Annotated in this window: 20 protein-coding genes and 1 pseudogene; 15 read left to right on the plus strand and 6 right to left on the minus strand. The window is 49.4% G+C overall.

Annotated features, from left to right (window positions below; genetic code table 11):
* Positions 1-192 precede the first annotated feature (192 nt).
* Positions 193-2052: an assimilatory sulfite reductase (NADPH) flavoprotein subunit gene (locus IEX98_RS02170; protein WP_188887291.1), complete on the plus strand. Its 1860-nt coding sequence runs from the start codon at positions 193-195 to the stop codon at positions 2050-2052.
* Between the two features lie 68 nt (positions 2053-2120).
* Positions 2121-3857, plus strand: coding sequence for an assimilatory sulfite reductase (NADPH) hemoprotein subunit (gene cysI / locus IEX98_RS02175; RefSeq protein ID WP_188887292.1), 1737 nt, complete (start codon positions 2121-2123; stop codon positions 3855-3857).
* Between the two features lie 98 nt (positions 3858-3955).
* Here the strand turns inward: cysI and IEX98_RS02180 are convergent, their stop codons facing one another.
* The gene (locus IEX98_RS02180) at positions 3956-4279 is read right to left on the minus strand and encodes a hypothetical protein (RefSeq protein WP_188887293.1); all 324 of its coding nucleotides are present in this window, start codon (positions 4277-4279) and stop codon (positions 3956-3958) included.
* Positions 4280-4461: 182 nt separating this feature from the next.
* Between IEX98_RS02180 and IEX98_RS02185 the strand changes: the two genes are divergently transcribed.
* Both IEX98_RS02185 and IEX98_RS02190 read left to right on the plus strand, forming a co-directional pair.
* Positions 4462-4983 (plus strand): TetR/AcrR family transcriptional regulator, encoded by a 522-nt coding sequence (locus IEX98_RS02185; protein ID WP_188887294.1) that lies wholly within the window; start codon positions 4462-4464, stop codon positions 4981-4983.
* A gap of 411 nt (positions 4984-5394) precedes the next feature.
* On the plus strand, positions 5395-6252 hold the full coding sequence (locus IEX98_RS02190) for a TolB family protein (RefSeq protein ID WP_188887295.1): 858 nt from the start codon (positions 5395-5397) through the stop codon (positions 6250-6252).
* Positions 6253-6873: 621 nt separating this feature from the next.
* Here IEX98_RS02190 and IEX98_RS02195 read toward each other — a convergent pair.
* A complete protein-coding gene (locus tag IEX98_RS02195) occupies positions 6874-7833 on the minus strand; it encodes a LysR family transcriptional regulator (RefSeq protein ID WP_308421744.1) in 960 nt (319 codons plus the stop codon).
* 97 nt (positions 7834-7930) lie between these two features.
* On the opposite strand from IEX98_RS02195, the gene IEX98_RS02200 reads away from it, so the two are divergent.
* The 4 genes from IEX98_RS02200 to IEX98_RS02215 are packed head-to-tail and all read left to right on the plus strand — an operon-like array spanning position 7931 to position 12481.
* Positions 7931-9034: an ABC transporter substrate-binding protein gene (locus tag IEX98_RS02200; RefSeq protein ID WP_188887296.1), complete on the plus strand. Its 1104-nt coding sequence runs from the start codon at positions 7931-7933 to the stop codon at positions 9032-9034.
* A gap of 3 nt (positions 9035-9037) precedes the next feature.
* On the plus strand, positions 9038-10738 hold the full coding sequence (locus IEX98_RS02205) for an ABC transporter permease (protein WP_188887297.1): 1701 nt from the start codon (positions 9038-9040) through the stop codon (positions 10736-10738).
* Complete coding sequence (locus tag IEX98_RS02210; protein ID WP_188887298.1) at positions 10735-11814, plus strand: ABC transporter ATP-binding protein; 1080 nt, start codon at positions 10735-10737, stop codon at positions 11812-11814. The genes IEX98_RS02205 and IEX98_RS02210 overlap by 4 nt, the downstream gene beginning before the upstream one ends.
* Before the next feature lie 7 nt (positions 11815-11821).
* Positions 11822-12481: a metallophosphoesterase gene (locus tag IEX98_RS02215; protein WP_188887299.1), complete on the plus strand. Its 660-nt coding sequence runs from the start codon at positions 11822-11824 to the stop codon at positions 12479-12481.
* Positions 12482-12545: 64 nt separating this feature from the next.
* Here the strand turns inward: IEX98_RS02215 and IEX98_RS02220 are convergent, their stop codons facing one another.
* The 4 genes from IEX98_RS02220 to IEX98_RS02235 all read right to left on the minus strand — a co-directional run bounded on the left by IEX98_RS02220 (position 12546) and on the right by IEX98_RS02235 (position 15095).
* A complete protein-coding gene (locus IEX98_RS02220; protein ID WP_188887300.1) occupies positions 12546-13187 on the minus strand; it encodes a ThuA domain-containing protein in 642 nt (213 codons plus the stop codon).
* A 46-nt stretch (positions 13188-13233) separates the two neighbouring features.
* Entirely contained in the window at positions 13234-13575 is a 342-nt protein-coding gene (locus tag IEX98_RS02225) for an ArsR/SmtB family transcription factor (RefSeq protein ID WP_188887301.1), read from the minus strand.
* A 50-nt stretch (positions 13576-13625) separates the two neighbouring features.
* Positions 13626-13970, minus strand: coding sequence for a DUF1801 domain-containing protein (locus tag IEX98_RS02230; protein ID WP_188887302.1), 345 nt, complete (start codon positions 13968-13970; stop codon positions 13626-13628).
* Between the two features lie 234 nt (positions 13971-14204).
* Complete coding sequence (locus IEX98_RS02235; protein ID WP_188887303.1) at positions 14205-15095, minus strand: LysR family transcriptional regulator; 891 nt, start codon at positions 15093-15095, stop codon at positions 14205-14207.
* Between the two features lie 180 nt (positions 15096-15275).
* On the opposite strand from IEX98_RS02235, the pseudogene IEX98_RS29040 reads away from it, so the two are divergent.
* The 7 genes and pseudogenes from IEX98_RS29040 to IEX98_RS02270 all read left to right on the plus strand — a co-directional run.
* Positions 15276-15554: pseudogene (locus IEX98_RS29040) on the plus strand (tautomerase family protein); the annotation flags it as partial.
* An 87-nt stretch (positions 15555-15641) separates the two neighbouring features.
* The gene (locus IEX98_RS02245) at positions 15642-15995 is read left to right on the plus strand and encodes a carboxymuconolactone decarboxylase family protein (protein ID WP_188887938.1); all 354 of its coding nucleotides are present in this window, start codon (positions 15642-15644) and stop codon (positions 15993-15995) included.
* 125 nt (positions 15996-16120) lie between these two features.
* The gene (locus IEX98_RS02250; RefSeq protein ID WP_374705317.1) at positions 16121-17560 is read left to right on the plus strand and encodes an MDR family MFS transporter; all 1440 of its coding nucleotides are present in this window, start codon (positions 16121-16123) and stop codon (positions 17558-17560) included.
* Between the two features lie 167 nt (positions 17561-17727).
* A complete protein-coding gene (locus tag IEX98_RS02255; protein WP_188887305.1) occupies positions 17728-17967 on the plus strand; it encodes a spore coat associated protein CotJA in 240 nt (79 codons plus the stop codon).
* A complete protein-coding gene (locus IEX98_RS02260; protein WP_188887306.1) occupies positions 17967-18230 on the plus strand; it encodes a spore coat protein CotJB in 264 nt (87 codons plus the stop codon). The genes IEX98_RS02255 and IEX98_RS02260 overlap by 1 nt, the downstream gene beginning before the upstream one ends.
* Before the next feature lie 49 nt (positions 18231-18279).
* Positions 18280-18849 carry a manganese catalase family protein gene (locus tag IEX98_RS02265; RefSeq protein ID WP_042162984.1) on the plus strand — a complete coding sequence of 190 codons (570 nt, stop codon included), beginning with the start codon at positions 18280-18282 and terminating at the stop codon, positions 18847-18849.
* Between the two features lie 119 nt (positions 18850-18968).
* Entirely contained in the window at positions 18969-19778 is an 810-nt protein-coding gene (locus tag IEX98_RS02270; protein WP_188887307.1) for a hypothetical protein, read from the plus strand.
* Positions 19779-20395: the final 617 nt, after the last annotated feature.

A 20395-nucleotide genomic window follows, 5' to 3' on the forward strand; every position in this document is an offset into this window, starting at 1 on the left:
TGGACGAGGGCTTATTCGCGAGTGTTGTCGTTTTATAAGAAAAACTGAATGATTTCACAATATTTCTTATAGCGAAAACTATGCGTAATTCATTGACCGTAGTGCGGTGCTGAGGTAGCATTAGGTCAGAATATAAAACAAAGCGTCCAACTTGGAATTATGCGTTTCGAAAACGATACGAGGTGAATGTAGTTGCAACTCAAAGTGACGAACAGTCCATTTACGGAAGAACAAGCTGAGCTTTTCAATCGGTTATTGCCGACCCTTTCTCCCGCGCAAATTCAATGGCTTGGCGGGTATTTGGCATTTTACAGCGCGGGGGCGTCTTCAGCCGCCGGCTCGGAAACATCGGTTGCAATTGAAGCCGTCAGTGCAGTACAGGAAGCTCCAGCTGCTGCGGTGATTGAGGCTCCGAAGGATGCGACGATTCTTTTCGGCTCTCAGACAGGCAATTCGCAGCGTTTGGCAGGCAAGCTCGCCGAGAAGCTGAAAGGGCAGGGTGTTCAAGTCACCCTCTCCTCGATGAATCAGTTCAAGACGAATAACTTGAAGAAAGCGGGTCATGTATTTGTTCTCGTTAGCACGCATGGCGAGGGCGACCCGCCGGACAATGCATTGACTTTCTATGAATTTTTGCATGGCAAACGGGCGCCTAGACTGGAAGAGACTAAGTTTTCGGTACTCTCGCTGGGCGACACGTCCTATGAATTTTTCTGCAAAACAGGACAGGACTTCGACAAGCGTCTGGAGGAGCTTGGCGCACAGCGTATCGTTGATCGGGCCGATTGCGATGTCGACTTCGACGAAACGGCATCGGCATGGATTGCCAGCGTAGCCGGCGCATTAAGCTCTTCCGCCGGAGCAACAGCCGCTCCAGCTTCTGCAGCAGCGTCTGCTGCGTCCGTCTCCCTGGACGGAGAATCGGAATATTCGCGTGTTAACCCTTTCAAAGCTGAAGTGCTGGAAAACTTGAACTTGAACGGACGCGGTTCTGACCGGGAAACGCGTCATCTGGAGCTTTCGCTTGAGGGCTCGGGATTGACGTATGAGCCAGGGGACTGTGTTGGTATTTACCCGCAGAACGATCCAGCGCTGGTCGAACGTATTATTGAAGAATTGAAATGGAACCCGGAAGAGCCAGTTGCTGCTGGAAAATCGGGTGAGACCGTTTCACTGCGGAACGCGCTGGAGCATCGTTATGAGATTACAGTGCTGACGAAGCCGCTGTTGGAGAAGGCCGTTGCTTACTCCGGCAACGAAAAACTGGCAGAGCTCGTTAAACCGGACAATAAAGAGCAGTTAAAAGCATATATCAATGGCCGCGACTTGCTTGACTTGCTCCGTGATTACGCGCCATGGACCATTGCGCCTAAGGACATTGCGGATTTGCTCCGCAAGCTTCCGCCGCGCCTCTATTCCATCGCCAGCAGCTACAGCGCGCATCCAGAGGAAGTTCATCTGACGATCCGCAAAGTGCAGTACGAGGCGCATGACAGAGAACGCAACGGGGTGTGCTCCGTGCAAGCTTCAGAACGGCTTGAGCCGGGCGACAAGCTGTCGATTTTCATTCAGCAAAATCCGAATTTCAAGCCGCCGGTTAATCCGGAAACCCCGGTCATTATGATTGGTCCTGGTACAGGTGTTGCTCCGTTCCGAGCGTTCCTTGAAGAGCGTGAAGAGCTTGGCGTGACGGGGAAAAGCTGGCTGTTCTACGGTGATCGCCACTTTGTCACTGATTTTCTATATCAGACCGACTGGCAGCGCATGCTTAAAGACGGCGTCTTGACGAACCTGGACGTAGCCTTCTCCCGCGACACGAAGGAAAAGGTGTACGTACAGCATAGAATGCTTGAGAAAGCGAAGGAGCTTTACCAATGGCTCGAAGAAGGCGCGCATGTGTATGTATGCGGGGACGAGAAGCATATGGCGCATGACGTTCATGCCGCGCTTCTGACGGTCATTCAGCAGCAGGGCGGCAAAGATTCCGAAGCAGCCGCCGCATACTTGGCGGAACTGCAAGAGCAGGGCCGTTACCAACGCGATGTCTATTAAACGTTAGCACTTATAGATGAAGATAGTTGTAACTTGTACGTCATGCAAAAGCAAAGGAGTTGGCAGCAATGGCAAAGAAACATAAAGTTGAACCGATTGGCGGACCTCCGAGCGACGTGGAATTGCTGAAAGTCGAAAGCAATTACTTGCGCGGCTCTCTGGTAGGGTCTCTGTCCAACCGTATTACAGGCGGCTTGCCGGAATTGGACAATCGGCTGTTGAAGTTTCACGGCAGTTATATGCAGGATGACCGGGATTACCGCAACGAGCGGGAAAAACAAAAGCTGGAGCCGTCTTACCAATTCATGCTTCGCGTTGTAACGCCGGGCGGTGTATCGACACCGGAGCAATGGCTGGTTATGGACGAGCTGGCTGATAAATATGGCAGCGGCAGCTTGCGTATTACGACCCGTCAGGCTTTTCAACTGCATGGCGTTCTGAAATGGAATTTGAAAGAGACGATTCAGGATATTAATCATGCGTTGTTGACGACGCTTGCAGCATGCGGAGACGTTAGCCGCAACGTCATGTGCAACCCGAATCCGTATCAATCGGAGATTCATAGTGAAATCTATCATTGGGCGCAGCAACTGACGACGCATCTGGCGCCGAAGACGCCAGCGTACCATGAAATATGGCTAGATGGGGAAAAGGTCGTCGATAGTCTGGAGCAAGAGGAAGCAGCGACAAAAGAGGTCGAGCCGATCTACGGACCGGTCTACCTGCCCCGGAAGTTCAAAATCGGCATCGCTGTTCCGCCATCCAATGACGTCGATGTTTACTCGCAAGACCTTGGCTACATTGCCATCGTCGAGAAGGGTAAGCTGGTCGGCTTCAACGTTAGTGTTGGCGGCGGTATGGGTATGACACATGGCGATAATCAAACGTACCCGCAGCTTGCCCGCGTTATTGGCTTCTGTACGCCGGATCAGATTCTCGACATTGCTGAAAAAACGGTCACCATCCAGCGTGATTACGGCAATCGTTCCGTGCGGAAATATGCACGTTTCAAATACACGATTGACCGTCATGGTCTGGACTGGTTCGTTGACGAGCTTCATGATCGTCTGGGCTGGGAGCTGGAGCCTGCTCGTGAATTCAAATTCGACCATACCGGTGACCGGTACGGCTGGATAAAAGGCAAGGATGGCAAATGGAACGTCAACCTATATATCCAAAGCGGCCGGATTGCCGATACGGATACGCTGAAGCTTAAAACAGCCTTGCGTGAAATTGCCAAGATTCATACGGGTGATTTCCGGATGACGGCGAATCAGAATCTGGTCATTGCCAACATCACGGGTCAGAAAAAAGCGAAGATTAATGCACTGTTGAAAGAGTACGGTATTTCCGAAGGTTCAAATCTATCCGCTTTGCGCCGCAGCGCTTTGTCTTGCGTGGCGTTGCCAACCTGCGGCTTGGCGATGGCGGAAGCCGAGCGCTACCTGCCAACGCTTATCGACAAGCTGGAGCCGATTCTAGAAGACGCCGGCTTGCGTGAAGAGGAAATCAATATTCGGATGACCGGCTGCCCGAATGGCTGCGCTCGCCCTGCTCTGGGTGAGATCGCTTTTATCGGCAAATCGCCGGGCAAATACAATATGTACATGGGAGCAGGCTTCTCTGGGGATCGTCTCAGCAAGCTGTACCGCGAAAATATCGGCGAAGAGGAAATTATCGACACTTTGAAGCCAATCATTAACAGGTTTGCAACGGAACGCGGGCAAGGCGAGCATTTCGGTGATTTCGTTGTACGGACGGGATATGTGAAACCAGTCCTTTCCGGAACGGATTTCCACAGCTAAGACGGGCGTTGTCCTGCATTTGTCAAAAGGAAAGGACCTCTTTACCCAATCCGGGTGTAAGAGGTCCTTTTGCTTTGAAGATTTTACTTCCGCTATGATTAATCGTAGCGGATTTTATGGGACTCCACTTTCCAGTTCTCGTCGAACTGGAGAACGAGCAGACTATCGTCAACGCCTAGTCCGGCTCTGCCCAAATAATATACGTACTGGGAAGAGGGCTCATCCAGCTTTTCTTCAGGTTTGCCCATCAAAGCTATGATTTCATTCTCCGTCTTGCCTACAAGATTATTGTTCTTATTTAATAAATCACTTAACATTTCGCTTCTTTTCTCACGGTCGCTAGCCCAGCTATCCGCGGTAAATTGGCTTTGGCAGGCACATAGCAGCAATAGTCCTAATAAAGCAATTACTGTTTTTCTCAACTTGACCCTCCTGTTGGTTGCAACGATACTTCCTAATAATTTCTAGACGCAATAGAATAAAAAGAGTTGCATGAATAAATAGGTTGCAGCAGGGGAGCGGGTCGCCTATAATGATTTCAAACATTGATTGGTTAATCAATAATGCTATTACCGTATAACGAGTATAAGAAAGGAGAATAGCTATGGCAAAAGTAACTGCGGCTTCTGCGAATCGCCGTGCTGAAATTGTAGCTGCTGCAATTGAAGTTTTTGCAGAAATCGGCTATTACCGGGCGACCACGGCACAAGTGGCCGAGCTGGCTGCGATTTCGCAGCCGTATGTATATCGCTTTTTTACCAAGGAGTCATTGCTCGTCGAGGCGTTGGAAGTATCTTGGCAGCGGATTATTGGACAATTTCAAAGCGTTATAGACTCCGCATCTCCGGAACAACTGGAGGACGGTCTGACTCGCGCCTACGAGGCGGTTATGCAGTCACACCGCCATGAAATTTTGCTGCAAATGCAAGCACAGACCATTAACGAACCAGCGGTTCGGCAATCGATAAAGCAAGGAATGGGTTCGATACAGCAGATGGTCGTTGATGCTTTCCAGCAAGCGGGGATTGATCAGGCGGAGGCGCGTACTACTAACTTTCTAGCCCGCGGGATGCTGTGTAATGTTTCGATGGCGTTAGATATGCCAGAGCTGTTTGTGAAGGGCTGATTGATGTTTTTGGAGGGAGGAGTCTGGCAATTTTGTTATTGCTGATTCCTCATCAGAAACATGGTCGTGAGAAATGAAAACTGAATTGAAAGCGTAATCAATATTGCTATAATGAGGGTATGATCACTATCTGCTCCTGTATTGCTTAGGAGCGATGCAACAATGAGCGTGAGGATGACACTCAGTAATAGATTTAATAGAAATAAAGCTAATTTTCTCAAGAGGATAGTTCTCCTTTTCATCGAATAGTTTCGCAGAAATTGTTGATTATGAATTGGTATTAATATCCACATATGAAGTATAGCATTTATTCTCTATTAGCGGGATTAGCCATTTTTATTTCAGTTATTAATAGCAAAAGATTAATGAGGAATGATACATATTCTTTTAGGAATGCGGGGAGAAATTGCGATGGAGAAGACGAGCAAATTAACTAGCATTTTGGAAACGGTTAATATTACAACGGGAGAACGAACAGTTTTGGCTCAATTCCCGTATCTGATCGAAGCGCCGAACTGGACATCGGATGGAACAACGCTAATCTATAACTGTGAAGGAAAGCTGTATGCATACGAGCTGGCTACAGGCAGCAATTCGGTCATCGATTCGGGATTTGCTGTACGTTGCAATAATGATCATGTGTTGTCCCCCGACAACACGCATGTCGCAGTGAGTCATCATACCGCCGAGGATGGCAAATCTCGTATCTATACATTCCCTTTAACCGGTGGAGCTCCTGAGCTCATTACCCCGATGGCGCCAAGCTATCTTCATGGCTGGTCGCCAGACGGCAGCACGTTGTCCTATTGTGCAGAGAGGGATGGCGAATATGACATTTATACGATACCGGCAATCGGGGGGCTTGAGGCTCGGCTGACGGACAGCCCGGGTCTAAATGACGGTCCTGAATTTTCACCGGACGGCAGTCATATTTGGTTTAACTCTGTCCGCTCCGGCTTAATGCAGGTATGGCGAATGAAGGCGGATGGCAGCGAACAGACGCAAATGACCTTCGATGAGAGCAATAATTGGTTCCCGCATATTTCACCAGATGGTCAATGGACAGCTTACTTATCCTATCGCAAGGGAGATGTCGACCCAGGCGATCATCCCGCTAATAAGCAGGTTGAGATTCGTCTGATGCCAAGCGAAGGCGGAGAGTCCCGCTTGCTGGTACAACTGTTCGGAGGACAAGGTACGATAAACGTCAATTCCTGGTCGCCGGACAGCCAACGGCTCGCTTTCGTCAGCTATCGTCTGGAGGAATAGGAACAATAGAATGGGCAAAGGAGAGCTGCAGTTGCAGCTCTCTTCTTTTTTAAGCGACTCCTCACACTAGTCCCTCGTCAACGAGGAACAAAATGTAAAAGTACATTTTGAAGAGCCTCAAAGTCCCTAAATGTACCATTCAAAATGCAAAAATACATTTGAAATCGCCCATTTCACCCTATTCCATGCTTTTAAGCCCAATCAAAATGCACATTTGCATTTTGAAGCGGTAAATCGCCGAAAAACCGGCTGACAACCTGTACTTTTACATTTTGATTCTTTTCAGCTGCTATCTTCTTGACTCGAAAAATGTGAATGACGTTACAAGAGGGCAAGTGGATCTGGATCGTGGTAGCAGATTTAACGAACTAAACTTTGTTCCACGAGAACGCAGCTTCCTTCTGCAACCGTTTTTTAGAGTAACATGCTCTGACTAAATGGCTCTATCTGCACTGCTTGAGTGGGTGAGCGGAGCGATTTGAGTTCAGGCTGACATTTTGCAGGTTCTATCCATTGTTCAGCGAGAAAGCGATGAGGCAATGGAATCAAGAACGCCAGCATGAACCAAAGCGCGCAGCGACCCCGGTGTCTTGCTAGAAGCAGCGCACAGCATTTCTCTCATTACGCTTCCGCCGCCGGAAGACACGAAAGCTTCATGAATTGAATAAAAGTGCGAACCTGATACGCCATGACTTCTTCTTTCCGGTATGCGAGACAAATTTGCCGCTGTTTCACCTGACCCGGAAGGTCACGTAATGCAATTTCCCCGGCTGCGGCTTCCTTCATGACACTGCGCCACGGGAGAATGCCGATGCCGATCCCATGCTTGACCGATTCCTTAATCGTCTCGATGGCGCCTAGCTCCATGCCAATCGTCCACTGCAAGCCATTGTCTTTCGCCCAGCTGTCTGCCAGCTCGCGGGTTGTGGAGCCGTGCTCATGAAGCAGAAAAGCTTGTCCCTTCAGATCTTCGACGGAAATGGCCGCCTGACTTGCAAGTGGATGGGTCTTCGGTAATGCCAGCTTCAGCTCGTCTTCAGCCAGCGGGATCGTCTCCAAGCCTTCGACATCGGTATGGAGCAAGGATACGACGGCGACGTCGATCTGATATTCGCGGAGCAGCGTCATAACCGCTCCGGCATGTTTGACGGTTAACAGAGGTACGACATTTTCATAGCCCGATTGAAAGGATGCCAGATATGGCGGTAAAAAATAGGTTGCCGGCGTATAACTGGCGCCGATTTTTAATTGACCCCGGCCTTGTTCACGATGTTCCTTCATCAATCGGGATGATTCGTCCATTAGGGCGCAAATTCGTTTGGCATAAGGTAAAAGCGTTTGTCCGGCGTCTGTTAATTGAAACTGACGCATTTGTTTATGAAATAGATGAAGTCCCAGATCTTCCTCTAATTTTTTCAAATGAAAGCTGACGGTCGGCTGTTTTAAATCAAGCTCGGCGGCTACTTCTGTTAGCGTTGATAAACGGGCTGCCTGGACAAAAACGCGAAGCTGTTGAATGTTGATACAGCATCCCTCCTCGAAATTAATATAGATAAAATCGATACGATTATCAATATATATAGATATATTTAATTTATTCTTATCATTGTTTTAATCCTCCATTTACAATTTGTCCTTAATCTAAGTAAGGAAGAAGAACAAAGCGGGAGGTAATGAAATGTTGAAGAAAGTTAGACAAAAGGGGATTTTACTAATTGGTTTGCTTACGGTGGCGATATCGGTTACAGCATGCGGGAATAACGGAGGGACACCGAATAGCTCAGGTTCATCGAATGCGCCAAACCTGAACGCTGCGCCTGAAGCAAGTCCGGCTGTCGACACGGGGTCCAAGGATGAGCCGCTCGTTGTGTATTTGAATGACTTTGACGAAATCATTAAACCGATGTTTGAAGAAGCAACTGGCTACAAGCTGGAACTCGTAAGCGGCAACGGAGCAGAGATCGCTTCGCGGATCGAGGCTGAGAAAGGCAATCCCCACTGGGATGTCGTCTGGATGGACGCGATGCCAACGATCGATCAAATGGGCAAAAACGGACAACTGCTTGAAGGCTGGTCGCCTAACAATGTTGACCAGCTAACGGATTTTGCTAAAGCGTTTGTACCTGAGAACAAAACTTATTATCCAACAGGTGCACATGCCGCGTCCGTCATCGTTTATAACACGAAAGCATTTGATGCGAATACTGCACCAAAAACATGGGCGGATCTGGCTGATCCTAAATTTAAAGGGGTTGTAGGAATGGCTGACCCTGCGGTAGCAGCACCTGCCTTCCCGTTCGTCGCATGGTTTTTCCAAACGCAAGGTATGGATGGCGGACAGAAATTTTTTGACAGCCTGTTGAAAAACGATCTGCATGTTTATCCGAAAAATCCGAACGTTGCGAAAGCGTTGACTGGCGGCGAGATTAAAGCGGCTGCGCTGCAAGAGAGCAATGCATATACGCTGAAAAATGCCGGCGAGCCCATTGAAATCATCTGGCCGGAAGAAGGCGCTCCTGCTTCGGTACGCGTAGCGGCTATTCAGAAGAATACGAAGCATGCCGATGCAGCTAAGGCGTTTATCGAATTTATACTGGATCCAAAAACGCAGCAGGCACTGATCGACAAAGGGGAAGAAAGCTACTTTGAGGCTTCCGCCAAAGGAGTAACCGAGAAGTCTGATCGCGCTGCGAACGCGAAACTTGTTGTGGCTGAAGCGGCATGGGCTGGCGAGCATGAAGGCGAAATTAAACAATGGTTCGCTGACAAAGCGGTGAAGTAACCGATGTTTCGATTAAAAGCGCAAGGAAACCGGACCGGCTGGCTCGTGCTAGCCGTCCTGTTTCTGCTTATTCTGCTTCCGCTTGCTGCTGTTGTGATTCAAGTGCTGCTTCCAGGTGTTTTTTTCGGCAACCTTCAAATCGGCAACTTATCTTTGCTGCTTGATGTGTTTCGCAGGCCGTTATGGTACGTCTCGCTAAAAAACTCGGTTGTACTCGGTATAGGGACCACCTTGCTCGGTACGATGCTTGGCGTGGCGCTTGCGATGATTCGTTCCAAATGGACGTTTCCATCGGCTAAACTGCTGGATCTCGCCGTCTGGATCTTGATCATTACGCCTTCGTTCATATTGGCTCAAGGTTGGGTCATGTTCGCCTCGTCCGACGGACTGGCGACGAGATGGCTGGGTTGGAGCGGTCTGCATCAGCTCGTATTTCAGCCGGCTGGACTGATCGTCGTGATGACGTTAAGCAAATTTCCGATGGCTTACTTGACGGTATTTGCCGCGTTGGAGTGGAAAGTCGAACAGCTGAGCGATGCAGCCCGTTTATCCGGCGGTTCCCGCTGGACAGTATGGCGGACAATTCAGGTGCCGCTGTTGCTTCCGGCTATTTGCTCGGGCGCTATGCTCGTCTTTATGGATACGGTAGGCGATTTCGGCATGCCGGCGTCAATTGCAACGATTTTCCGGTTCCCAACCTTGCCTTATTCGATCTATTCAGCGCTCTACACGTCGCCAATCCGGTTCGATATGGCAGGAGCGTTGTCCTTTTATCTTGTATTGCTGATTGCCCTTGCGATGAGCGTGCAGCTGTATGCAATGCGCAAATCGAGATTCGATTTTCTTTCTTCACGGGCGGTTCGTTCGGTACCGAAACGGCCAGCAAAAGGCGCGTATTGGCTGATGACAGGCAACCTGCTGTTTTTGGCGGTCGTGCTAGGTATTCCATTCGGCTCTAATCTGCTGATGTCGATTTCGTCCAATGCTTCGATAGACGCGAAATCCGGACTGACGCTGAAGCACTATAAGGCACTGTTCACCACCGACGGCAATCTGCTAAGCGGTCTTGTTCATTCGCTTGAAATTGCGGCGGTAGCTGCGATTATCGGTCTTGTTGTCGGTTTCCTTGTTGCCTATGTACTGAATTATTCGGAATTTAAGCTCCGTAAAGCGATTGATGTTATCTCGCTCGTCTCGCTTGCGGTGCCGGGCATCGTGCTGGGCATCGGATACATTTTCATATGGAATCAGGCTTGGCTGGAAAAGATCGGGCTGCTGCTGTACGGCACGCCATGGATATTGGTGCTGGCAAGCGTAGCTGGTGTTATTCCGGTCATAACGAGAGTGGTCGTAGGGGCGATGGCCAAAGTGCCGAAGCAACTGCTGTCCGCTGCCCAGATGCAAGGAGCGGGTTTCTTGTCCCGGATGGGATCTGTGCTCATACCGCTAATTAAGGGAGCGCTGCTGTATGCAGGTCTGGCAGCCTTTGGAGCAAGCGTGTTTGATCTCGCGATCTCGTCAATCCTGTATCCGCCAAACTTCATGACGCTGCCTGTTGTCATTAATAAAGCGTTCGAGGATTTGAAATTCGGCTACGCTGCTGCGGCGACGTTAACCGGCGGCGGTCTTGTTATCCTCATTATTGCCGCTATGGAACTGCTATTTAAACCTGCGCGGAAGCGTCAAAGGAGATCATCGCAATGAATACGATTCTGGAAGTCAACGGGCTTGGAAAATCATTTGGCAGCCACACTGCGCTGCGCGACATTCATTTCTCGGTGCAAAAGGGCGAAATTATTAGCGTACTGGGGCCCTCAGGCTGCGGCAAGTCAACGCTGCTGCAACTAATTGCAGGCTTGCAAAATCCCGATGCCGGCGAAATAAAGCTGCGCGGCAAAGTGGCAGCGGCGGGCTCACGATCCATTCCGCCGGAGAAGCGGGGCATCAATATGGTGTTTCAGGATTATGCCTTATGGCCTCATATGAGCGTCTATGACAACATCGCCTATGGGCTGCGACGCCAGAAGGTATCGCCGGCTGCTATTCGTGAGCAAATTACAGAATTAACAGCATTGCTGCATTTGCAAGGCTTGGAGGACCGGCTTCCACCACAGCTGTCGGGCGGACAGCAGCAGCGGGTGGCGATAGCGAGGGCACTGGCGACCAAGCCCGATCTATTGCTGCTAGACGAGCCGCTCTCCAATTTGGATATGCGGCTGCGGATCGAGATGCGGACGGAGATGGCTTATTTGTTCCGTAGGCTGGGCACGACGGTATTTCACGTTACACATGATCCTGACGAGGCATTTGCAATGGCGGACCGGCTGATGATCATGCGTGCGGGGGCCGTCGATCAGATTGATCCTCCCAAAGCTTGCTATGAGCGTCCGGCAACGCTATCGGCGGCCATGCTGCTCGGAGCAGGCAACCGGTTGAAAGGACGTGCCGCAGCAATGGCCGATGGAGAAATCGGGGTTATCGTGGGAGGCCAAGAGGTTAAGGGCACTTGGAACGCTAAAACGGCTTCTTCTGGAGATGAGGCGGAGCTGCTTTTCCGGCCGGATGCAGCGGTTTTCATGACCGATCCTGCCGCAGGAGGTTTACCCGTAACGGTTCTGCACAGTGTGTATGAAGGGAAATTTATGCGCGTTCTTGCCAAGGCCGCAGACGGGCAGCAGCTGTCTTTTCTACATGAGGAGCCTCTAGAAGCAGGAGCAGAAGGTTATTTATACATCAATCATGTTTATTTATTTCCGCGGGAGCAGCATAACGAGAGGTAGAGCATATATGTCACGACAATTCGTCATTTCGGATATACACGGTCATGCGGAAGGAATGGAAAAACTGCTGCAAGCCGCGGGCTATCAGCCCGGCAAAGACAAGCTTGCGCTGCTTGGCGACTATATCGACGCAGATCCTGCGACTTGGGAGTCGTTAACATACGTAAAGAAGCTATGCGATGAGGGTGCTGTTGCGTTAGCCGGCAATATGGAGGTTGCGCTGCTTGCGCTTATTAACGAGAAGGAATCGCGTAAAACACAGGAGGTCATCGCTGAACATGAATTTATTGAATCGCTGCCTTACTTTGTGCAGTCCGGTTCTTACTTATATGTACATGCCGGCATTCGCCCGGGAATCCGGCTGGATCGTCAAAGCCGTGATGATTTGACGACGATCCGTGAACCATTCTGGGGCAGTGACTTCGAATTTCCCGCCAATATCGTTTTTGGTCATACGCCTACGCATAAAATGGGAGCAACACCAGGCGAGCTATGGCATGCACCCGGACGACTGGGAATCGATACCGGCGCAAAACACGGACATCGGCTAACGTTAGTAGAGCTGTCCGGGCAAACGGCGTATTCATACAGTACGGCATCATCCAGTCTTTACGGGGATTACCGTGAAATCAGCTGGAAGGGACAATCGCAACTTCGCTTCTCATAATAAAAAAAGGATTTAAGCAATCACTGCTTAAATCCTTTTTTCATTCTAACCTGTATAAGTGCTTCTAACTGGCACCTGCGGCCCAGCTTGCGCTGTTTCTAATTAATTGCCGGTAAGCTTCCGGTTTGAAGCTTGGCGCGCAATGACCCGGCTGCAAGTAGACGACTCTGCCAAGACCGTAGCGGTGCTCCCAAGCTGCCGGATAACGCTTGCCTTCAAATTCGTATTCGAGAAATACGTTGCGCGGGGCAAAAGAATCGAACTCGAACATGTAGGGCTCCTCATCGACCGTAAAGTCCGGCACGCCTTGCAGCAGCGGATGCCCCGGAGCCGATCCGAAGTAGTTGAGCGTCTGGTATTCAGGATGAGTCGTGAATTTGCCGCCGATAAGCTGCGCAAGCTCATAACTGTTTTGGAGCGAGATTCCGTTATGGATGACAAGCAGACCGCCGCCTCCGGCAACGTAGCGGACAAGTCCTGCTGCTTGCTCTTGCTCGATGCCGCGGCTCCAGCAGTCCGCGTAAGACACTACCGCATCAACTTTTTTGGAAGACAAATCAGTCAGAGCGTCGTAATCTTCGGTAACTGTAAGCTGGAAGGCATCACCTAGCAGTTCTGTAAGCTGCTGCCTTGCAGGCTCCAGCGGATGCCATTCGGCTTTCTCATTATCGCCAAGCAGCAATAGATTCCGTGTAATCGTACTCATCTTTTGCAACCTCCCTTTCCGTACCTGCCGAAATAGGAACGGCCCGTTAGGGGCCATCCTCTGGCGGTTTTTGTTTTTGCTGCTGCAATTTCTGCAAATAGTCATCCAGCCGATCGAATCGGTCCTCCCAAACTTTACGGAAGGAGGCCAGCCAATCATTCATTTCCTCAAAGGAATGGGAACGAAGCTTGTAAATCCGCCGATTGGCAACCGGTTGCACTTCTACGAGCCCAACATCGCTCAACACGCGCAGATGCTTAGAAACTTGAGGCTGGTTAAGGCCAAGGCGGTCGGCGATTTCTCCGACGGTTAATGGGCCGTCACGCAGAAGTTCGACGATATGCAGCCGATTAGGCTCTGAAAGAGCATTGAACGTAGTCGAATTCATAACGTGATCCTACTCCATATTGAATATTGTAAAAGGGTACCCGCACCAGCCTATAGGGTGGAGGATGCTTGCTTGAACAACTCGGCAAGCAAGCCATAGTCGACGGTGTCTTTTTCGCGAATTTTAACGGTTCGGCGTTCCGGCGGACCCTCTTCAAACAAGCCTTCGGGAGGATTGAGCTCCGAGGCGTTAAAAATAGCAAAGCTAACCCAGCCTTTAGCTGGGGCTATAACTGCGGCATATTTGCCGTTTTTCAAAAAATGAGGCTTGCGGTATTGGATACGCTCCTCAACGGCTGGTATCTGTTCGTGAATCAACTGGCGAAGCCGATTGCACACCTCAACTTGCCAAGGCTGTTCTACGGCGCTAATGAAATCAGTAACTTCTTGGTTCATCTCACCCGATGCCTCCATTCGCTATAGGTCGCTGCGATTCGTTCACTAGTTGTAATCTGTATTGAATATATGTTATTTGGAATATTCCTGTCAAGGAATATTTAGGGAAAAATGACGGTTATACCGGTTTTTGGGTGCGCTAATAAAGAAACGACACAACTCTGGCATAGGTAATTATGATTAGGAAAAAGCTAAAGGCACCAACAAACCTCTGTTGGCTCCTATATCTTTTTATCAACCACTGGCCGTCGAACGAATGCCGATTTGCTCTCTGATGAGCTCGATGACGCTGCGCTTCGTAGCGGATAAGTAATTCGGTTCCCGCTGATACAAAATGCCGATCGAAATTTCCGGCTCTGCCAATAAGACATCCAGCCTCTGGATACCGTTAGGCAAAGGTAAAGAGGCGAGAGTCGCGCCAACCCAGTTGCACCCTTGGACAAATGAAGGAAGAAGCGACAATTGAGTAACGGTATGGGTCAAGGGGCGGGATGGCAGGAAGGACAATTCCTCATCCAGCCGGATATGGTACAGACAGTTGCTTCCGCCAGCAAGCAGCGGGTAGGGCAGCAGATCGGAAAGGGAAAGCGATGTCCGGCCGGCCAGAGGATGTGCATCGTCTGCAATGAACGAGAGCTCCTCGGCATAGAGCTGCTCGAACTGAAGTCCGTTTTTTAACGGATGATCCCCGCAAATAGCAAAATCGAGCTTACCATCCTTTACGCCTTGCAGCAAAGCATCCGTATTGGCAACCGTTACACTGCAGCTGATAGCTGGCTTACTTACGGCCAGCCGTCTTAATGCGCCGGGAAGCAGTGTGGCTGCTGCCGGTTCAACGGCCCCGATGGAAACCGTACCGATTTCCTCCTTTTCCAGCGACTTGGCCAAATCTTCCGCATAGTGCCAGTGCCGAATGAGCGATTGAACTTCCTCGGCGTAGATTTTTCCGGCAGCCGTCAGTTCAGCGTCCCAACCGCGCTGAAACAGCGCGAAGCCAAGCTGCTTCTCCAAACGTTGAATTTGATTTGTGATGGTTGATTGTGCGTAGTTCAGCTTAGCCGCCGCTTTGGAGAACGTACCTTCTTCTACAATCGTCCGGAATGCGATTAATTCCTTCAAATCCATATATCCGCCTCGCTTCATCTATGTTATTGATTAAGATGTTTACTTTAATCCATTATATAGATGAAGAATGTTGCTGTAAAATAAAGCTACTATAAAGAGGAGGGATATGGCATGCCGTTTGTACGCATCGACTATGTAGAAGGACAATATAAGGAGACGGAACTAGCCGTCGTCAGCCAAATGATTTTAACTGCTCTTATCGATCAATTCCGGGTGCCTGCTGATGATTGCTTCCAAGTATTTCATAGCCATAAGGCCGCAGAGTTTATTTATCACCCGGATTATCTGGATATGAAGAGGTCGGACCGGCTGCTGTATATTCAGATCACATGCGGGCCAGGACGAACAATTGAACAGAAGCGCAGCTTATACCGGCAGCTCTCTGACTCGATTACGAATGCCTGTGGTATTTCTGCGGATGACGTATTTGCCATATTGTCAGAGACGGAGCTGGACAATTGGACATTCGGCAAGGGTGAGGCTCAGTTGATTGACTCCAAGCCCGACTGGATATCGGCACAACAGCATAATCAAGAAAAGGCAGGAATGGGTCAGAAGCAGCAACAGCCGTCCGAAAGGCATGAGGCAATCCCGACTTCCGTCAACGCAGCTTATGGTGCGATAGCGCCAGCTTTTGTCCAATATACAGAAGAGGTGCTGTTTGGTGACGTGTGGCGCAGAAGTGAGCTTTCACTGAGGGAACGAAGCTTAATTACAGTCGCTGCTCTAATGGCGGGAGGGAATGTGAGGCAGTTAGATTATCATTTGAAGCTGGCTAAAGAAAATGGTATTTCTGAGGAGGAGCTGGCGGAGGCGATCACGCATCTGGCCTTTTATACGGGATGGCCTCGCGCAGATTCGGCACTGCAGGCGATGAAAACAGCATTCGGAATCGAATGATTAGCTCTTATGAGCTTGAAATAGTTTGAAACACCAAGACGGATATACTATAATTACCCATTATATAGATAGGAGGAAATCATGTGAATTCTGCAAGTGCAACAGCAGCTCCGTCTTCTGTTGATTTGGGTAATGTGAAGAGACTGCCGATATTAATCTCACTAATTATCGGTGCTTTTTTTTCCATACTTAATGAAACACTGTTGACGATCGCTTTTCCGGAGCTGGTTAACGAGCTTAACGTAACAGCTTCTACGCTTCAATGGCTTTCAACGGGTTATATGCTCGTCGTTGGCGTTCTCGTTCCTGCTTCGGCATTACTCGTACAATGGTTTACGACTAGGCAAATGTTTTTGGGGGCAATGATTTTATTTACTTTAGGAACGCTCGTATGCAGCATCTCGCCGGGCTTTTCCTTGCTTTTGGTGGGCCGCCTGCTTCAGGCGGGAGGTACCGGACTTATGCTTCCGGTTATGATGAATACGATCCTCGTGCTCTATCCGCCGGAAAAACGCGGAGCAGCAATGGGCAGTATCGGACTTGTCATTATGTTTGCTCCAGCTATCGGACCTACGTTGTCGGGTCTTATTCTCGACTCGCTTAGCTGGCGTTGGTTGTTCTATCTCGTATTGCCTTTTGCGGTATTTTCGATCATTTTTGCTTTCGTTTATTTGAAAAATGTATCGACGCCAACGAAACCGAAAGTGGATATTCTTTCGATTATTTTGTCCACCATCGGCTTTGGCGGTATCGTCTACGGCTTCAGCAGCTCTGGTGAAGGCGGTGGCGGCGGTGGCTGGTCGAGCCCTGAAGTTTACGGCACGCTGGCCGCAGGCATCGTCGCGCTGCTCTTATTCGTATGGAGACAGCTTCGCGTTAAAGAGCCATTGATGGATCTGCGCGCTTTCCGCTTCCCGATGTTTACCTTAACAGCGATTCTTCTCATCATTATGATGATGACGTTGTTCTCAACGATGTCGCTGCTGCCTTTCCTGTTCCAAGGAGCATTGCTGCTCAGCGTATTCGCTTCCGGACTGATCATGCTGCCAGGCAGCTTGCTGAACGGTTTGATTTCGCCGCTTACAGGCAAGCTGTTCGATAAATTTGGACCGCGTGCGCTTGTCATTCCAGGAACCATCTTACTGACTATCGTCATGTTCTTCTTCACGAGAGTGACAGTAGAGACGACGAAGCCAACCTTTATTCTGCTGCACATCTGCATTATGATCGCCATTTCCATGATTATGATGCCGACGCAGACGAACGGCCTGAACCAATTGCCAAGCCGCTATTATCCGCATGGGACGGCCATTCTCAATACGCTCCAGCAGGTAGCAGGCGCGATCGGTGTCGCTCTGTTTATCGGGATTATGTCTTCCGGACAAGAGAAGTTCCTTCTCGATTCGGGTGATCCGACGAACAAAGCCTTATGGCCGGAAGCTATGGTGGCGGGCGTACACAACGCCTTCCTGGTCGGTTTTGGTTTTGCGATTATCGCGCTCGTGTTGTCCTTCTTTATTAAACGGACGACGAGCCCGGAGCAACAAGACAACACTAATAAATAGTGGACGTATTCAAACAGCTTGACTCTTGAGGAGTCAGGCTGTTTTTTTGTTGCGGTTAAGTGCAGGTGCGGTATGGCAGTCAAAGCCGGCCGCTGTGTTTGGGTTCTTTTGGTCAAGCAACGCCTCATATACTGCACGGAAGCGTATTACGAGAGGAGGCTTTGTTCGTGTCCGAGAACGAGCAAGTCCGGTACTATAAGCCTTTTGTGGGCCCGTTTGATCCGTGTCCGCCCATTTTGGTTAAAAGCTACAGTACGCCGCCCCAGCTGTTTATTCCATTTCAGCCGCCGAACTGGCCGCAGTTCAGTCCGCATGAAGCATTGAGATACGGCACACTCTGGCCCGCATTATTCAGTCCGTACGAGTCAAAGCGAACGAAGAAAGTAGAAGGTGAGGGTGAAGCCTAGTGTCAAAAACGATGGACAGCGAATTTTACAAGCTGCTGCATGAATTGCAGGCCATCGATTTCGTATTGGTGGAATTAAATTTGTATCTGGACACACACCCGAATGATGTGAATGCCATACAGCAGTACAATCATTGCGCCCAAGTAAGACAACAGATTGCTCACCACTACGAGGCGAGATACGGACCGTTGAAAAACTTTGGGCAAAGCTATTCCGGCACGCCTTTTCAATGGGTGGACACCCCTTGGCCATGGCAGGTGTAGCCTGCCGGCTCTCTGCTTGTCAGCTTGCAACAGTGAGGAGGATTTCGGAATGTGGGTTTACGAGAAGAAGCTGCAGTACCCGGTCCGCGTCAGCAAATGCGACCCTTTGATGGCGAAATTTCTATTGGAGCAGTATGGAGGAGCGGACGGTGAGCTGGCAGCGGCTTTGCGCTATTTGAACCAGCGGTATACGATCCCGGATAAAGTGATTGGATTGTTAACGGACATAGGCACGGAGGAATTCGCCCACCTCGAGATGATTGCCACCATGGTCTATAAGCTGACCAAGGATGCAACACCGGAGCAGATGAGAGCGGTAGGGCTGGGCGATACGTACGTATCCCATGACAATGCGCTGTTCTACCAGAACGCTGCAGGCGTCCCTTGGACGGCAGCCTATATTCAAGCCAAAGGCGATCCGATCGCCGATTTGTATGAGGATATTGCGGCCGAAGAGAAGGCGAGGGCGACCTATCAATGGCTGATCGATATGACGGACGACGTCGATCTGCAGGACGGCTTGAAGTATTTGCGGGAGCGGGAAATTGTTCACTCCTTGCGCTTCCGCGAAGCGGTGGAAATATTGAAGGAGAAACGGGATGAGAAAATCTACTATTAGGTGTAAACCTCTCTGCAGTGATTGGCTGCCGGGAGGTTTTTTGTTTGTCTGCATGACAAGAATGCCAAGCAACTAAACCTATAATTGTCACGTCTGTATAGAAAAGGGGGATTGGTAACGTGGGATATCGTTTGTTCCTATCGTTGATCATTTTATCACTGACATTTGCAGCCGGCTGCGGCAAAACGACAAATCATTCTAAAGAAGAGCGTTCTAATCATGCAAGCCAAACGCCATTAGCCTCTGAGATTCCACCTTTTGCTTATGAAGGAGCTAATGTTACCAAGGCGACTATTTACTTAGACGCACCAAAGCAAATTATTGCGGAGCTTACAGACTCTGATAACTTGAATAGGCTGGGCAAAATAGTAGATCATGCGCGTCCATTTTCAGGTGCAGCGCCAGCCGACTTGTTATACACCATTGTGCTTGAATCGCGAGATGGCGTTACGCGCGCTTTGGATGTGACAGGAAACGGTAGTGTGTTTATCGATCAGACGACGAAAATCTCATACGAATTAGACCAGAAAGGCTTTCAGAAATTCGTAACGGAGTTGAAAGCTATAACAGCAAGCAATTTTGAACCGAAAATTGCTTTCGATTTTCCGCCAGGAGCTGACTCTGATGAAGAAGAGGTTATCGCTTTAGTGAAAAAGACATTGGAAGCTATGGTTAACAAAAACATGGACGAGTTTCATGCCAATTTACAACATCCTGATCAGGACTATTTGGATTTTCTGATCGACACCTCCCGGCTGTATCGATTTACTAAACTGGAGAGGATCGAACCTTACGATGCGTCCAACGGCCGCAAAAACATTGAAATTCGTTTCGAGTATGAGGAAGATGGCGCAATCGGAAATTCAGGCTACATATTTACTTCGCGCAAAAATCAGGAAGGCATTTGGAAGATTGAAAATATTGATTAACAACTGTGGAGCTGCTAGGAAGTTAAATACGAAGGTGATGCTTTGAGAAAGAAATGGTGGTTTAGATTCATCATTATTACTCTGATGATGGTTGTAATTATGGTTGTCTTGGGGATTTGGTTTTTCGGTCAGTTCATTTTACCAACCCCACTTGATTGGGATTGAATGCTAGGATGGCTAGAATTCGTGGAAGCGAGCTAATAGAGCATAAGCCCCTCGTAGGTTCTTAACCCTACGAATCGTCAAGTCTGCTGTCGCGTTTGCATGCAATTCAATATGGATAAGACCCTGAAAGGGTCTTATCTAGCTCCCGTCGCGAAACTTTTCACATCTTAAGACCCTCGCAGGGTCTTATTGCTGCGAAAAGCCGGGTCTACCCTCGCATATGTACGCATTTCATTTAGCATAAGACCCTGAAAGGGTCTTATCTAGCTCCCATCGCGAAACTTTTCACATCTTAAGACCCTCGCAGGGTCTTATTGCTGCGAAAAGTCGGGTCTGCCTCGTGTATGTACCTATTTCATTTAGAATAAGACCCCGAGAGGGTCTTATCTGATCTCCCTCGATTACGCTCGTTTGATAAGGGAGCTATATCATAACCCGCCGCTGCGTTAGCT

Origin of the sequence: Paenibacillus radicis (ex Gao et al. 2016) (genome assembly GCF_014641555.1) — a bacterium.
GTDB lineage: Bacteria > Bacillota > Bacilli > Paenibacillales > Paenibacillaceae > Pristimantibacillus > Pristimantibacillus radicis.

What these genes read in the sequence shown, in the direction of transcription:
- cysI (WP_188887292.1), top strand. Translation starts at nt 2,121, where the DNA reads ATGGCAAAGAAACATAAAGTTGAACCGATTGGCGGACCTCCGAGCGAC.
- IEX98_RS02185 (WP_188887294.1), top strand. Translation starts at nt 4,462, where the DNA reads ATGGCAAAAGTAACTGCGGCTTCTGCGAATCGCCGTGCTGAAATTGTA.
- IEX98_RS02190 (WP_188887295.1), top strand. Translation starts at nt 5,395, where the DNA reads ATGGAGAAGACGAGCAAATTAACTAGCATTTTGGAAACGGTTAATATT.
- IEX98_RS02200 (WP_188887296.1), top strand. Translation starts at nt 7,931, where the DNA reads ATGTTGAAGAAAGTTAGACAAAAGGGGATTTTACTAATTGGTTTGCTT.
- IEX98_RS02205 (WP_188887297.1), top strand. Translation starts at nt 9,038, where the DNA reads ATGTTTCGATTAAAAGCGCAAGGAAACCGGACCGGCTGGCTCGTGCTA.
- IEX98_RS02210 (WP_188887298.1), top strand. Translation starts at nt 10,735, where the DNA reads ATGAATACGATTCTGGAAGTCAACGGGCTTGGAAAATCATTTGGCAGC.
- IEX98_RS02215 (WP_188887299.1), top strand. Translation starts at nt 11,822, where the DNA reads ATGTCACGACAATTCGTCATTTCGGATATACACGGTCATGCGGAAGGA.
- IEX98_RS02220 (WP_188887300.1), bottom strand. Translation starts at nt 13,187, where the DNA reads ATGAGTACGATTACACGGAATCTATTGCTGCTTGGCGATAATGAGAAA.
- IEX98_RS02225 (WP_188887301.1), bottom strand. Translation starts at nt 13,575, where the DNA reads ATGAATTCGACTACGTTCAATGCTCTTTCAGAGCCTAATCGGCTGCAT.
- IEX98_RS02230 (WP_188887302.1), bottom strand. Translation starts at nt 13,970, where the DNA reads ATGAACCAAGAAGTTACTGATTTCATTAGCGCCGTAGAACAGCCTTGG.
- IEX98_RS02235 (WP_188887303.1), bottom strand. Translation starts at nt 15,095, where the DNA reads ATGGATTTGAAGGAATTAATCGCATTCCGGACGATTGTAGAAGAAGGT.
- IEX98_RS02245 (WP_188887938.1), top strand. Translation starts at nt 15,642, where the DNA reads ATGGGTCAGAAGCAGCAACAGCCGTCCGAAAGGCATGAGGCAATCCCG.
- IEX98_RS02265 (WP_042162984.1), top strand. Translation starts at nt 18,280, where the DNA reads ATGTGGGTTTACGAGAAGAAGCTGCAGTACCCGGTCCGCGTCAGCAAA.